The sequence below is a fragment of the Stutzerimonas kunmingensis genome (genome assembly GCF_002929225.1).
Classification (GTDB): domain Bacteria; phylum Pseudomonadota; class Gammaproteobacteria; order Pseudomonadales; family Pseudomonadaceae; genus Stutzerimonas.
The window spans coordinates 458,428-472,985 of sequence record NZ_PISM01000022.1 but is presented as its reverse complement, the minus strand read 5'-3'; the positions used below and the strand labels follow the sequence as shown (position 1 = coordinate 472,985).

Sequence of the window (14,558 nt, the reverse complement as noted above, 5' to 3'; positions counted from 1 at the left end):
GACCCGATCATCAGACCGCGGCGTTGTAGAACAGCTTGCTGTCGCGCTGTTCGATCAGCGCCTGCTCGATGGCCGCCTGGTGTACTTCGTCGGCATGCTCGTGGCGCTCTTCCGGCTTGATGCCCAGACGCGCGAACAGCTGCATGTCCTTGTCCGCCTGCGGATTGGCGGTGGTCAGCAGTTTCTCGCCGTAGAAGATCGAGTTGGCGCCAGCGAAGAAGGCCAGGGCCTGCATCTGCTCGTTCATCTGCTCGCGACCGGCGGACAGCCGCACATGGGATTTCGGCATCATGATCCGCGCCACGGCGAGCATGCGGATGAAGTCGAACGGATCGACGTCCTGCTCTTCGGCCAACGGGGTGCCCTTGACCTTGACCAGCATGTTGATCGGCACCGATTCCGGGTGCTCAGGCAGGTTGGCCAGCTGGATCAGCAGGCCGGCGCGATCGTCCAGCGACTCGCCCATGCCGAGAATGCCGCCGGAGCAGATCTTCATCCCCGCCTCGCGCACGTAGCTCAGCGTTTCCAGACGCTCGCCATAGGTGCGGGTGGTGATGATGTTGCCGTAGTACTCCGGCGAGGTGTCGAGGTTGTGGTTGTAGTAGTCCAGCCCCGCCGCCGCCAGCGCCTTGGTCTGCTCCTGATCGAGTTTGCCGAGGGTCATGCAGGTTTCCAGGCCCATGGCCTTGACTCCTTCGACCATCTTCAGCACGTAGGGCATGTCCTTGGCCGACGGGTGCTTCCAGGCCGCGCCCATGCAGAAGCGCGTCGAGCCGATGGCCTTGGCTTCGGCCGCCGCCTCCAGCACCTTCTGCACCTCCATCAGCTTCTCTTTATCGAGGCCAGTGTTGTAGTGGCCGGATTGCGGGCAGTACTTGCAGTCTTCCGGGCAGGCGCCGGTCTTGATCGAGAGCAGCGTGGAAACCTGCACGCGGTTGGCATCGAAGTGCTGGCGGTGCACGGTCTGCGCCTGGAACAGCAGATCGTTGAAGGGTTGCTCGAAGAGCGCCTTGACCTCGGCGAGGGTCCAATCGTGACGCGTAGTAGAGGCGGAGGTGGCGCTCATGGGCATTCCTTGTAATTAATAGCGGCTCGGCGGCCTGGCACGGATGCGGAATGTTTAGCCAAGCTCGATACGCTGTCAACCAGGAAAGGAATCATGGTTTACAACTGGTCAATTAACATACAGCACTGCCTGCTGTGCGATGAACCTTGCGACGGTCACCCACTGTGCGGCCCTTGCGAAGCCGAACTGCCCTGGCTCGATGGCCGGTGTGCAACCTGTGCCGTGCCACTGCCGACACGTGGGCTGGTCTGCGGCGAATGCCAGAAAAGGCCGCCAAGCTATGACCACGTCGAGGTGCCCTGGCGCTTCGCCTTTCCCGTGGATGCGCTGATCACCCGCTTCAAGCACCAGGCGCGCTGGCCATTCGGCCGCCTGCTTGGCGAGCGCCTGGCGCTGCATCTGCAACATGCCTTCACCGACGGGCTGCCGCAGCCTGATCTTCTCGTGCCGGTGCCGCTGGCCCGCCGTCGCCTGCGCCAACGCGGCTTCAATCAGGCGCAGATGCTGGCCCAGTGGCTGGGCGGCGCGCTGAAACTGCCGGTCGACGAGCATCTGCTGGAACGCGTCGTCGATACGCCCCCGCAGCAGCAACTGGACGCCGCCACGCGACGGCGAAATCTGCGCCAGGCGTTTTGCCTGGCGCCGGGCAACGACATCAAGGGCCGCCATCTGGCGCTGATCGACGATGTGCTGACCACCGGTGCGACCGCCGAGGCGCTGGCGCGACTGCTCAAGCGTGCGGGTGCGGTGCGAGTGGACGTCTACTGCCTGGCACGCACGCCCAAGCCAGGCGACTGATAGCGGCGGAGGCGCGGTTGTTTAAAAGCCCCGGTGCAATACACTGATCGGTCTATTCTGCGGAGCCGGTCATGTCTCATCCCTTCGATACACTCACGCCGGACCTGGTCCTCGACGCTGTGGAAAGCATCGGTTATCTCAGCGATGCCCGCGTGCTGGCGCTCAACAGCTACGAGAACCGCGTCTATCAGGTGGGCATCGAAGACGAGACACCACTGATCGCCAAGTTCTACCGGCCCGGTCGCTGGAGCAACGAGGCGATTCTCGAGGAGCACCAGTTCAGCCTGGAACTGGTCGAGCACGAGGTGCCGGTGGTGGCGCCGCTGGAACGCAACGGCACGACGCTATTCGAGCACGCGGGCTTCCGCTTCGCGCTCTTTCCACGCCGCGGTGGTCGCGCGCCGGAGCCGGGCAATCTCGACCAGCTCTATCGTCTCGGCCAGCTGCTGGGGCGGATGCATGCGATAGGTGCAAACCGGCCGTTCGAGCATCGTGAAACCCTGGGCGTACAGAATTTCGGCCACGATTCGCTGAATAGCTTGCTGGAAGGCGGCTTCGTGCCCAAAAGCCTGCTGCCTGCCTACGAGTCGGTGGCACGCGATCTGCTCAAGCGGGTCGAAGACGTCTTCGCCAGCACCAACTTCACCCCGATCCGCCTGCATGGCGATTGCCACCCGGGCAACATCCTCGCCCGCGACGATGCCTTTCATCTGGTCGATCTCGATGATTGCCGCATGGGCCCATCGGTGCAGGATCTGTGGATGATGCTCGCCGGCGAGCGCCATGAGCGGCTCGGTCAGCTGGCCGAACTGGTCGACGGCTACAACGAATTCCATGATTTCGCCCCCCGCGAGCTGCCGCTGATCGAGGCGTTGCGCGCGCTGCGGCTGATGCACTACAGCGCCTGGCTCGCCCGCCGCTGGGACGATCCGGCCTTTCCGATGAGCTTTCCCTGGTTCGGCAGCGAGCGTTACTGGGGCGACCAGGTGCTGATCCTGCGCGAACAGATATCGGCGCTGCAGGAAGAGCCGCTCAGGTTGTTCTGAGGCATGGTGTGGCTGCGGACCCGTGACGGTGGATGTGAAAAGCGACATCCTTCCTACGAATCCCGGCGTCTGCGTAGGATGGATCGCGCTTTATCGATCCACCGGGTGGAGGTCCTCCGGGTGGCGATCTCCGCGACTCAGGCCTCCTCGATCAGCCAGTCAAGCCGCCAGCTGCCCTGGCTCTGCGCCAGCTGCTCGGCCAGCCACGGCAACAGCTCACGCAGCTCTTCCTCCAGCCCCCACGGCGGGTTGGTGATAGCCAGGCCCGAACCGCTCAGGCGGCTGGCATCGTCGGCGGGGTGGACGAACAGTTCGGCACGCAGCAACTTGGGCGCCCCGCTGCGCGCCAGGTCCTGATAGAAGCGCTTGAGCTGGCGCTCGTCCTTGATCGGATACCAGATCACGCCGATGGTCTGGCGCATGCGCCCCAGCGCTTCCTTCATTGCCGTGACGCAGCGGCTCAATTCGTCGGCCTGTTCGAACGGCGGATCGATCAGCAGTACCACGCGCTTTTCCTGCGTCGGCATCAAGGCCCGCGGCACATGCCAGCCCTCGCCTCGGTGCACGGCCACGCGGCGGTCGCCGGCCATGTTGTCCTTGAGCAGCGCGCCATCTTCGGGGTGTTTTTCGTTGAGCTGCAGGCGATCCTGCTCACGGGTCAGCTGCCGCGCCAGTTCCGGCGAGCCCGGGTAGTAGCGCAGCGCGCCATCCGGATTGAGTTGGCGGATCACGCCGAGGTAGTCATCGAGCAGCGCCGGGTGCGCCTCTGCCTGCCAGATGCGGGCGATGCCCTGCAGCCACTCGCCGGTACGGCTGGCCTGGTCACCGGCCAGGTCGTAGAGCCCGACGCCGGCATGGCTGTCGAGGTAGGCGAACGGCGCCTCCTTGCGCGACAGCAGGGCGAAGATCCGGCTCAGCACCAGGTGTTTGAGCACATCGGCGTGGTTGCCGGCATGGAAGGCGTGGCGGTAGTTCATCTGATCCTCCTCGAGAGCCGCGCAGTTTACCCGTCCGCCCTGCGCCGCGCAGGTGCGGCATGACCGGCGTCGTTTTCCCCGGCCACCGACACGGGCTACAGTGGCGCCCCACGACGACTGAACGGAGCTGACCTCATGGACCTGCGCAATCTTTTCGGCATCGAGCATCCGATCATCCAGGCACCCATGGCCGGTGCGCAGAATCACCTGCTGGCCGCGGCGGTCTGCGAGGCCGGCGGGCTGGGCTCGATCCCGGCCGGCATGCTCAACGCCGAGGCGCTGGACGCCGAGCTGACCGCCATCGAGGCGCTGAGCGACCGACCGTACAACGTCAATTTCTTCTGCCACCAGACACCGGCCGCCGACCCGACGGCCTTTGACGCCTGGCACCGGATGCTGGCGCCGTTGTTCGCCGAATTCGACATCGACCTTGCAAGCATTCCCACCGGCGCCACCCGCCAACCGTTCGATGCGGCGATGGCAGAGGTGCTGGAGCGGCACAAGCCGGCGCTGGTCAGCTTCCACTTCGGCCTGCCGGCGCCCGACCTGCTGCAGCGCGCCCGCGGCACCGGGGCGAAGATAGCCTCCAGCGCGACAACGGTCGCCGAAGGCCTCTGGCTGCAGCAGCACGGCGTCGATCTGGTGATTGCCCAGGGCCAGGAAGCCGGCGGCCACCGCGGCATCTTTCTCAGCGAAGACCTGACCAACCAGCTCGGCACCTTTGCTCTGCTGCCACAACTGGTTGCCGCGCTGGACGTGCCGGTGGTCGCCGCTGGCGGCATTGCCGATGCACAGGGAGTGGCTGCGGCACAGACCCTCGGTGCGGCTGGCGTACAACTCGGCACCGCCTACCTGTTGTGTCCGGAGAGCCGTACCAATGCGCTGCATCGCGCCGCGCTGAAGAGCCCGCAGGCGGCGCATACGGCGCTGACCACCCTGTTCAGCGGGCGCCCGGCGCGCGGCATCGTCAACCGCATCATGCGCGAACTGGGCCCGCTACCCGAAGGCGTGCCGCCCTTCCCGCTGGCCGGCAACGCCATCGGCGCGCTGCGCGCCCAGACCGAGAAGCAAGGCCTGGATCACTGCACGCCGCTGTGGGCCGGGCAGAACGTCAGTGGCTGTCGGGAGATCCCTGCCGGCCAGCTGACCCGTGAACTTGCGGCCGGCTGGCGGGCCTGAGTCATTACGCATTCCGTCGCGGCGAGTCCTGAGCCGTCGCGACGGGGCGTAGAATCGACCGCACGTCACACGGAACGCCGCCAATGAGTCCACTGACCAATACGCTCGTCTTCCTCGCCACCCTGGCCGGCATGGAAGTCTTCGCCTGGTGGGCACACAAGTATGTGATGCACGGCTGGGGCTGGGGCTGGCACAAGTCGCACCACGAGCCACGCAGCGGCTGGTTCGAGAAGAACGACCTGTATGCGCTGGTGTTCGCTGGCGTGGCGATCCTGCTGATCGCCCTCGGCACGGCCGGTTATCACCCGCTGGAATGGATCGGCGCCGGGATGACAGCCTACGGCTTTCTCTACTTCGTGGCCCACGACGGGCTGGTGCACCACCGCTGGCCGCTGCGCTACGTGCCGCGCAACGGTTATCTCAAGCGCCTTTATCAGGCGCACCGCATGCACCATGCCGTCGAGGGCAAGGAGCGCTGCGTGTCCTTCGGTTTCCTCTATGCGCCGCCGCTGCCGGTACTCAAGCAGCAGCTGCGAGAACTGCATGACGGGCCGCTGCGCAAGGCGAGTGCTAGCGAGGACGCCTCCAGAGACCGTCAGGACGCGGCCTGACCTGCATCCGCCGCGAGGCCAGCGCCAGCACCCCGCCGCCCAGCAAGAACTGCAGCTTCTGCCCTTTGCTGGTCGACACCCGCGCATCCCAGGCCGCTGCGCCGCGCGCTTTCACCTCGACGCCGATCTGCCGATAGACGCCATGCGCCGTGGCGATCGACCAGGCCGAGCGTAACGGCAAGTCCCGTAAGCCCTGAGATGCTGATTGATAGTAGGGTTCGGCCAGATCTACCAGTCGCGCTGCCAGCGTGGCCAATGCCGCACGATGCTCAGGTAGCGCGACCTCATCTTCAGGGATGCCCACTTCGGCCAGCCACTCGGCCGGCAGGTAGACACGGCCGATCTGTGCATCCTCGACGATATCGCGGGCGATGTTGGTCAGCTGGAAGGCCAAGCCCAGGTCACAGGCGCGATCCAGCGTCGGCTCCGCTTCGGCGCCCATCACCCGCGCCATCATCAGACCGACCACACCGGCGACGCGATAGCAATAAAGCAGCGTGTCATCGAGGGTCTGGTAGTGGTAATCCTGCACGTCCATACGAAAGCCGGCGAGATGTTCCAGCGGGTATCGCTTGGGAATCTGGTGCCGCTGAACCACTTGCTGAAACGCCGCAAAAGCCGGATCGCTCATCGCCTCGCCGGCATAGGCGCGCTCAGTGAGATCGACCAGTTCGGCCAGACGCGCTTCGCCAGTGGAGCGATCGCCGGCGAGCTGGCCGTGGCCGAGGGTCTGGCCGTCGATCACGTCATCGCAGTGACGGCACCAGGCGTAGAGCATCACGGCGCTCTGGCGGGTGCGCTCGTCGAACAGCTTGGCCGCCGCCGCGAAGCTCTTGGAGCCGACGTTGATCGCCTGGGTCGAGTGATCGACGACCTTGTCGTTCATCCGACCTGCTCCTTCAATAGGAAGTCCTCCAGCATCAGCCCGGCGGTGGCCTTGGCCGAACCGACGACCCCCGGCACGCCGGCACCGGGGTGAGTGCCGGCGCCGACGATATAGAGGTTGGGAATCACGTCATCACGGTTATGCGGGCGGAACCAGGCGCTCTGGGTAAGGATCGGCTCCATCGAAAACGCCGAGCCCAGATGAGCGTTGAGCTCGTCGCGGAAATCGTGCGGCGTGAAGATGCGGTGGGTCACCAGATCACCGCGCAGACCGGGAATGTAGTGCCGCTCGAGGTAGTCGAAAATGCGGTCGCGGTATTTTGGGCCCTCCACCGCCCAATCGATATCTGCCGTGCCCAGGTGTGGCACCGGCGCCAGCACGTAGTGGCTGGCACAGCCCTCCGGTGCCAGCGACGGATCGGTCACGCAGGGCGCGTGCAGGTAGAGGGAGAAATCATCGGCCAGCGTTTCGCGCTTGAATATCTCGTCGATCAGCTCGCGATAGCGCGGGCCGAAACACACCGTGTGGTGTTGCAGGTGCTCATGGCGGCGCTTGAGGCCGAAATGGATGACGAACAGCGACATCGAGAAACGCTTGCCGGAGAGCCGTTTGGCCTCATCGCGACCACGCTGCTCATGCCCGAGCAGCTGCTTGTAGGTGTTGACCACATCGGCGTTGGAGGCGACCGCATCGGTATCGAAGCGCCGACCGTCACCCGTGATCACGGCCTTCGCGCGTCCGCCCGCCAGCTCGATCCGCGCCACCTCGGCGTTCAGCTCCAGCCTGCCGCCCAGATCCTCGAACAGCCGGACCATCCCCTGCACCAGCGCCCCGGTGCCGCCACGCGGGAACCAGACACCGCCCTGGCGCTCCAGCGCATGGATCAGCGCGTAGATGGACGAGGTTTCGAAGGGATTGCCGCCCACCAGCAGCGAGTGAAAGGACAGCGCCTGCCGCAGCCGATCGTTCTCCACGAATTTGGCCACCATGCTGTACACGTTGCGCCAGGCCTGCAGCTTGGCCAGCTGCGGCGCAACACCGATCATGCTGAGAAACGACAGGAAGGGCACGGTGCCGAGCTTGACGTAGCCCTCCTCGTACACTGCCCGCGAATAGGCGAGAAAGCGCTGATAGCCGGCCACGTCACGGGGGTTGAGCGCGTGGATCTGCCGGTCCAGCTCGACCTGATCGTTGACGTAATCGAAGCTGTAACCGTCCTCCCAGCACAGCCGGTAGAAGGGGCTGACCGGCAGCAGCTCGACGTAATCGGCCATGCGCTTGCCAGCGCCGCTGAAGAGTTCTTCCAGCGCTGGCGGATCGGTGATCACCGTCGGCCCGGCGTCGAAGGTGAAACCCTGATCGTGATAGACGTAGGCGCGGCCACCAGGCTTGTCGCGCTTCTCCAGCAGCGTGGTCTGGACGCCGGCGCGCTGCAGGCGGATGGCCAACGCCAGCCCGCCGAAGCCGGCGCCGATCACCACCGCTCGTTTAGCTTGGTTCATCGGTAATCCTTGCGATGCAGATCATGGGCGGCAAGTGCGCGCAGCGCCTCGCCGAGCGGAACAGGAGGCTTGCCCGAGACGATGCGCAAGCGGTCGCGGGTGGTCAGATTGGCCGCGTAGAAACGCTGGATCAGCGGTTCGCGCAAGCGGTAAAAACGTTGCATCACCGCCCAGCGGCGATCCGCCGGACCGGCCATGAACAGCATGCGATTGAGCAGTCGGAAGAAGCCGCGCTGGCGCCACTGCGCCAACGAGTAGTCGCGGATCGCTTCGAACAGGCTGCCGGCATCCCAGCGGTCCAGCGCGATCAGGTGATCGGCCAGACGCACCGCGTCGGGCAGCGAGTAGCCGGTGGTGGGATGGAACAACGCCGCGGACAGCCCGGTCTGCGGCACGCCGCGCGCCTCGTCCCAGAACGCCGGCAGGTCACCGGAGAGGACGATGGGCAGCACGCCCTGCTCCTCGCGCAGCACCTCGCGGATCGCCCAGCCGCGGCCCTCGGCGTAGCGCTCGATATTGGCGCGCAATGTCTCCGGCGCTACCTCGTCGCCGTCGGCGTAGTAGGTGTCTTCGATCAGCAGGCTGTCCGCACTCAGCGGCAGCACGTAGGCGAAGCGATAGCCGTCGTGCTGGGCGACGCTCGCGTCCATGATGATCGGCTCCCGCAAGCCGTGCGGCTGCTGCAGGCGCAGTTCCTGGCCGAGAAACTTCTGAAAGCCGAGGGCCAGCTGATCGGTCCGGCGCACGCCGCGTCCATCGATCACGGCGCCGGCCTGCAGGATGTCCCCCGAGGCCAGACGCACCCTGTGTGGCTCCACGCTGGCAACGGTGGTGCGCAAACGCACGCCATCGCTCAGTTCGGGCATCAGGTACTGGTGAAAGCGCTCCGAGAAGATGCTCGCGTAACCGCTGCCCAGCCGGCGCTGCAGGTCGGGAAAGATCACTTCATAGCCGGGCCAGCGCTTGCCTACCATGGGCTCCAGCCAACGCTGCTGAGCCGGCGTCAGATCGTGCTGGTGAAACGACCAGGTGTGATTGCCGCCCAAGGTGTCGCCCTGCTCGACGATCAGCAGGCGCAGGTCGGGCCGCTGCTGACGCAGGCGCAGGGCCAGAAGCCCGTTAGCCAGCCCGCCGCCAACCAGGATCAGGTCCGCATCAAGCGCCACTCGCCACCTCCGGTCGTTGTCCACCTGTCCCGAGCGCAGCCTCGATCAGCTCGGCGGCACGAACGACGCCGCCAGCCTGCCGCACTTGCGCGCCCAGCTGTGCCGCCCGCCGGCGAAACTCGCCGTCGCCCAGCAGCTGCTGCAATGCGTGGCCGATCCGCGTCGGGCTCGCCAGTCGCGGCTGCAAGCGCAGGCCGACGCCGGCATGTTCGATACGCGCGGCGACACCCGGCTGATCGAAGGCAATCGGCAGCGCCAGCATCGGCACGGCGGCCTCCAGGGCATCGAGCACGGTATTCAGCCCGGCATGGGTGATGACCGCCGAGGCTCTGGCCAATGCCGCGCGCTGGGGCGCGAAGTCGGTGACCCAATGCGCGCCCTCCTCGCGCAGCCGCGCCGCTTGCGCGGCATTCAGCCCGCCGCAATGGGCAATCAACAGCTGTACGCCGAGCGGCTTGCAGGCGCGGGCGATATTGCGCAGCAAGGTATAGCGATGTCCCTGCAGGGTGCCCAGCGAGGCGAAGACAAACGGCCGCGTCGGATCAATTGGCAGGTTCAGCTCGGCTTCGCCGTGCAACGGGCGACGCAACGGGCCTAGCCCGTGGAAATTCGCCGGGAGCTGGCGGCGCGGAAAGTCGAAGCCAGGCACCGTCTGGCTGATCTGCAGCAAGGGCGACAGGCACTCGCTCAAGGTCGAGCGCGGCGCCAGGCCGAACGCCTGACAGTAGTGCCGGATCACCTCGGCGTGGGGGCGCATCAGGAGGTCGTAGACACGACTGCTGTGCAGGTTGAGCTGCTCGCCCCAGTCGGTCGCCCGGTAGCGCCAGGGCATCACCGGCAAGGGCACCAGCGGCTCGCGGTTGAACGGCAAGGCGCAGGCGATGGAAACGAACGGCAGGCCAAGATGCTCGGCCACCAGCGCCCCCGCCGGCTCCATCTGGTCGGCCAGCACGGCGTCGACCTTCAGCGAACGCAGCACGTCCGGCGCCTCGCGACAGAACAACGCAGTGCTCGCTGCCATGTCGGCGATGACCCGGCGGATGCCGAACGGCCCCGGTTGCGCGGCGCGGCGAACGACTGCGGCCAGGGTACCCGGCGGGTGGGAATCAGTACCGATGGCGGCGAATCCGGCGGCGGGCAACGTCAACAGCTCGGCGACATCGGCCTGCTGGACGAAGGTCACTCGGTGGCCTCGCTGCGTCAGCTGCCAGGCGATGGCCTCGAAGGCGCGTAGATGGCTGAGATATGGCGGGGCAATTGCCGCGAAATGTGTCATCTGGCGGCTCCGCCCCGGGCTTCAGTAGCCGGAGCCTTGCAGCAGGCGCGCCTGCCGCAGCTCGGCGAGGCTGGCCGACCCCGTGCAGAAACAGGCAATCCGCAGCTGCGCGATCACCACTTCGAAGTGCTGCACCACCGCTTCACTGCTGAGCATTGCGGCCTGAAGAACGCCCGCTGCCTGACCGACCAGATCGGCGCCCAGGCAGATCGCCTTGGCCGCCTCCACCCCGTCGCGAATGCCTCCGGAAGCGATCAGCGATGTATCCGGGCAGGCCTTGCGCACGGCCTGTAGCGCCTGCGCGGTGGGAATGCCCCAATCGGCGAAGGCCTGGGCGATGGCGCGCTGGCTGACATCGGTGGCGCGTTCGGCTTCCACCGCGGCCCAGCTGGTTCCGCCGGAACCCGCCACATCAATCGCGGCAACACCCGCATCGACCAGCTGCCGCGCCACCGTCGCGGATATGCCGGCACCGACTTCCTTGATCACCACCGGCGCGGCCAGGCGGCTGGCAAGCGCTTCGATCGCCCGAAGCACGCCCCGCCAATCACGGTCGCCACCGGGCTGCACCGCTTCCTGCAGCGGATTCAGGTGCACGATCAGCGCATCGCCATCGATCATCTCGACCGCGCGCCGCGCCTCGTCCACGCCGTAACCGCGTACCAGCTGGGCGGCACCGAAGTTGGCCAGCAACAGGATGTCCGGCGCCAGCTGGCGCAACTGGCCAGTCAGGCCCTGATCTCCCGCGGTTTCAAGCGCGACCCGCTGCGAACCGACCGCCATGGCGATACCCAAGTGTTGCGCGGCTTCCGCCAGGTGCGCATTGATCGCGGCAGAACGTGCGGCGCCGCCAGTCATCGAGCTGATCAGCAGCGGCGCCCGCAGCTGGCGCCCGAACAGCGCGCTATGCAGGTCGATCTCATCAAGGTGCAACTCGGGCAGGGCGCAGTGCTCAAAGCGAAATGCGCCGAAACCGGTACCCGTCGCACCGGCTGCCCGCGTCGGGTCCAGGACGATATCCAGATGATCGTTTTTGCGGCTGACCAACGATTGTTTGCTCATGGAAATCGGCTCCCGGGAAGACTTGTTTGGACGTGACGCCCTGAAAAAAGTGCTATGCGATGGCAACGAGTTGTACAGGTTTTTGTCATAACGTCCAATCGCTGTACAACATTGCACAACCCTGGTGCTCGAACTGAGGCGCCAGCGAGGGCACCGCCATGCAAACGCAGAATTCCACCCTCCCGCTTCCGCAATGCGACAGCCTGATGCGCCTGCGGCGACAGGTCGACGAGCGCCTGGCCATGCGCCTGCCGCGACCCGAGTCGGAGCTGGACAAGGTCACCCTGGCGTTACGTGAAGGCACCCTCGCTCCCGGCAAACGAATCAGGCCACTGTTGTTGCTGCTGGCGCTGGGAGATCTCGGCGTCGACCCCGATATCGGCCTGGACCCGGCCTGTGCGCTGGAGATGATCCACGCCGCCTCGCTGTTTCTCGACGACATGCCATGCATGGACAACGCCAGCCTGCGGCGCGGCCAGCCGACCATTCATCTGCGTTTCGGCGAGGATGTCGCCGTCCTCGCCTCAGTGGCCCTGCTCAGCCATGCCTATGGCATAACCGCCACCGCGCCCAGGCTCACCCCCAGGCAGCGCAACGACGCGGTGGCCACACTGGCGCGAGCGGCCGGGGCGCAGGGCCTGGTGCGTGGGCAATTTCGCGACCTGCATGGCGCACAAGAAGCACAGCAGCTCGATGCGGTGATTGCCACCAATCAGCTGAAAACCGGCTCGCTGTTCACCGCCGCATTGGAAGTTGCGGCCCTGCTCGCGGGAGCTGAGCGGACGCGGACACGACATCTGCAAGGCTTTGCCAACGAACTGGGCCTGGCGTTTCAGCTGCTCGACGATATCGCCGATGGCCTGACGCCCGAACAGACCGGCAAGGACTGCCAGCAGGACCGGGCCAAGGCGACCGTGGTCTCGCTGCTTGGCCAGCAGGCGGCAGAGCAGCAGCTGGCAACCCATCGAGAGGCCGCCCTCACCCATCTTGATGCCGCCGGCCTGGGCGATGGCGAACTGGCCGCGCTCATGCGCCAGCTGTTCGGCTGAATGGAGCGACCCCGTGTTGACGCTTCATCAGTGCAATGGATGAAGCTAGGCAATGGAAAACCGCGGTCCTTAGACTCGGGCCGATAAAAACGGAGGTTGACCATGACCGAGACCCTGCTCTGCCCGCGTAACCTGGCATTCGAACTCTACGAAGTGCTGGACGCCGAGGCCCTGACCCGCCGCGAGCACTTCGCCGATCACAGCCGCGAAACCTTCGACGCCGCCATTGGCACCGCGCGCACCATCGCCGAGAAATACTTCGCACCGCACAACCGCAAGTCCGACGAGCACGAGCCGCAGTACGTCAACGGCGAAGCGGTGCTGATTCCCGAGGTCAAGCCGGCCGTGGACGCCTTCATCGAGGCGGGCTTTCACAACGCGCAGCGCAGCTTCGACGACGGCGGCATGCAGCTGCCGAACCTGCTGTCGCGGGCCTGCTTCGCGCATTTCCAGTCGGCCAACATCGCCACCAGCTCCTACCCAATGCTGAGCATGGGCGCCTCGCACCTGATCGAAGCCTTCGGCTCCGACGAGCAGAAGCAGCGCTTCCTGCAGCCGATGCTCGAGGGCCGCTTCTTCGGCACCATGGCACTCACCGAGCCGCATGCCGGCTCGTCGCTGTCGGACATCCGCACCCGCGCCGAACCGGCCGGTGACGGCAGCTATCGCCTCAAGGGCAACAAGATCTTCATTTCCGGCGGCGACCACCCGCTGTCGGAAAACATCGTGCACATGGTGCTGGCCAAGCTGCCGGACGCGCCGCCCGGGGTGAAGGGCATCAGCCTGTTCATCGTGCCGAAGTTCCTGGTCAACGACGACGGCTCGCTGGGCGAGCGCAACGACGTGCTGCTGGCCGGCCTGTTCCACAAGATGGGTTGGCGCGGCACCACCAGCACGGCACTGAACTTCGGCGACAACGGCAACTGCGTCGGCTATCTGGTAGGCGAGCCGCACAAGGGCCTGGCCTACATGTTCCAGATGATGAACGAGGCGCGCATCGGCGTCGGCATGGGCGCGATCATGCTCGGCTACGCCGGCTACCTCTACTCGCTGAACTACGCCCGCGAGCGTCCGCAGGGTCGCCTGCCGGACGGCAAGGACCCGGCCTCGACCCAGGTGCCGATCATCGAGCACACCGACGTCAAGCGCATGCTGCTGATGCAGAAGGCCTATGTCGAAGGCGCCCTCGATCTCGGCCTGTACTCGGCACGCCTGGTGGACGACGAGCACACCGCCGAGAGCAACGAGGAGCGGCGCAACGCTGGCGAGCTGCTCGACCTGCTGACGCCGATCGTCAAATCCTGGCCGTCGGAGTATTGCCTGAAGGCCAACGAACTGGCCATCCAGATTCTCGGCGGGCATGGCTACACCCGCGAATACCCGGTGGAACAGTACTACCGCGACAACCGCCTCAATCCGATCCACGAAGGCACCCACGGCATCCAGTCGCTGGACCTGCTCGGCCGCAAGCTGATGCAGAACAAGGGTGCCGGCCTGCGCCAGCTGCTCGGGTTGATCCAGGCCAGCTGCGCACGCGCCGCCGAGTACGACTCGCTGACCGCACTGCGCCAGCCGCTGGAGCAGCACATCGCCCGCCTGACCAGCGTGACCCAGGCGCTGCTCGGCGATCTGGCAGCCGGCAAGGTCAACCAGGCGCTGGCCAACTCGGCGCTGTACCTGAAGGTGTTCGGCCATGCAGTGATCGGCTGGCGCTGGCTGGAGCAGGCACTGCGCGCCGAACGCGGACTGGCCGAAGGCAACTCGGCGGATGCTGACTTCTACCGTGGCAAGCTGCAGGCCGCGCGCTACTTTCTGACCTGGGAAGTGCCGGCTTGCGCGCACGAGCTGGCCGTCCTCGAAGCACGCGACGACACCTGCCTGACGATGCAGGACGCCTGGTTCTAGAGCGTGCCGCACATGCTGTAACAGCGCCCCGCTCC

At 66.0% G+C, this 14,558-nt stretch carries 13 protein-coding genes; 6 read left to right on the top strand and 7 right to left on the bottom strand.

Annotated elements, in window-relative coordinates; translation table 11 throughout:
• Positions 1–10 precede the first annotated feature (10 nt).
• Positions 11–1,066, bottom strand: coding sequence for a biotin synthase BioB (gene bioB, locus CW305_RS21405; protein ID WP_104098909.1), 1,056 nt, complete (start codon positions 1,064–1,066; stop codon positions 11–13).
• A gap of 93 nt (positions 1,067–1,159) precedes the next feature.
• Here bioB and CW305_RS21400 point away from each other — a divergent pair, with 93 nt between their 5' ends.
• A complete protein-coding gene (locus tag CW305_RS21400) occupies positions 1,160–1,864 on the top strand; it encodes a ComFC family protein (RefSeq protein WP_023445076.1) in 705 nt (234 codons plus the stop codon).
• Between the two features lie 71 nt (positions 1,865–1,935).
• Complete coding sequence (locus tag CW305_RS21395; RefSeq protein ID WP_102832227.1) at positions 1,936–2,910, top strand: serine/threonine protein kinase; 975 nt, start codon at positions 1,936–1,938, stop codon at positions 2,908–2,910.
• A 137-nt stretch (positions 2,911–3,047) separates the two neighbouring features.
• Here the strand turns inward: CW305_RS21395 and CW305_RS21390 are convergent, their stop codons facing one another.
• Entirely contained in the window at positions 3,048–3,887 is an 840-nt protein-coding gene (locus CW305_RS21390; protein WP_104098908.1) for a 23S rRNA (adenine(2030)-N(6))-methyltransferase RlmJ, read from the bottom strand.
• A gap of 135 nt (positions 3,888–4,022) precedes the next feature.
• Here CW305_RS21390 and CW305_RS21385 point away from each other — a divergent pair, with 135 nt between their 5' ends.
• Both CW305_RS21385 and CW305_RS21380 read left to right on the top strand, forming a co-directional pair.
• Complete coding sequence (locus tag CW305_RS21385; RefSeq protein WP_104098907.1) at positions 4,023–5,066, top strand: NAD(P)H-dependent flavin oxidoreductase; 1,044 nt, start codon at positions 4,023–4,025, stop codon at positions 5,064–5,066.
• An 83-nt stretch (positions 5,067–5,149) separates the two neighbouring features.
• A complete protein-coding gene (locus tag CW305_RS21380; RefSeq protein WP_104098906.1) occupies positions 5,150–5,677 on the top strand; it encodes a sterol desaturase family protein in 528 nt (175 codons plus the stop codon).
• Here CW305_RS21380 and crtB read toward each other — a convergent pair.
• From crtB to fni, 5 genes are read right to left on the bottom strand one after another with little or no spacing between them, the layout of a single operon-like run.
• Positions 5,637–6,563 carry a 15-cis-phytoene synthase CrtB gene (gene crtB, locus CW305_RS21375; RefSeq protein WP_104098905.1) on the bottom strand — a complete coding sequence of 309 codons (927 nt, stop codon included), beginning with the start codon at positions 6,561–6,563 and terminating at the stop codon, positions 5,637–5,639. The two genes, CW305_RS21380 and crtB, sit on opposite strands and share 41 nt — an antisense overlap.
• Positions 6,560–8,065, bottom strand: coding sequence for a phytoene desaturase (locus tag CW305_RS21370; RefSeq protein WP_104098904.1), 1,506 nt, complete (start codon positions 8,063–8,065; stop codon positions 6,560–6,562). The genes crtB and CW305_RS21370 overlap by 4 nt, the downstream gene beginning before the upstream one ends.
• Entirely contained in the window at positions 8,062–9,231 is a 1,170-nt protein-coding gene (crtY, locus tag CW305_RS21365) for a lycopene beta-cyclase CrtY (protein WP_104098903.1), read from the bottom strand. The genes CW305_RS21370 and crtY overlap by 4 nt, the downstream gene beginning before the upstream one ends.
• Positions 9,221–10,507, bottom strand: a complete 1,287-nt coding sequence (locus CW305_RS21360) for a glycosyltransferase (RefSeq protein ID WP_104098902.1) — start codon at positions 10,505–10,507, stop codon at positions 9,221–9,223. The genes crtY and CW305_RS21360 overlap by 11 nt, the downstream gene beginning before the upstream one ends.
• A gap of 21 nt (positions 10,508–10,528) precedes the next feature.
• Entirely contained in the window at positions 10,529–11,569 is a 1,041-nt protein-coding gene (fni, locus tag CW305_RS21355) for a type 2 isopentenyl-diphosphate Delta-isomerase (protein WP_104098901.1), read from the bottom strand.
• A 158-nt stretch (positions 11,570–11,727) separates the two neighbouring features.
• Here fni and CW305_RS21350 point away from each other — a divergent pair, with 158 nt between their 5' ends.
• Positions 11,728–12,618 carry a polyprenyl synthetase family protein gene (locus CW305_RS21350; RefSeq protein ID WP_104098900.1) on the top strand — a complete coding sequence of 297 codons (891 nt, stop codon included), beginning with the start codon at positions 11,728–11,730 and terminating at the stop codon, positions 12,616–12,618.
• Positions 12,619–12,720: 102 nt separating this feature from the next.
• A complete protein-coding gene (locus tag CW305_RS21345) occupies positions 12,721–14,523 on the top strand; it encodes an acyl-CoA dehydrogenase (RefSeq protein WP_104098899.1) in 1,803 nt (600 codons plus the stop codon).
• The last annotated feature ends 35 nt before the right edge of the window (positions 14,524–14,558 follow it).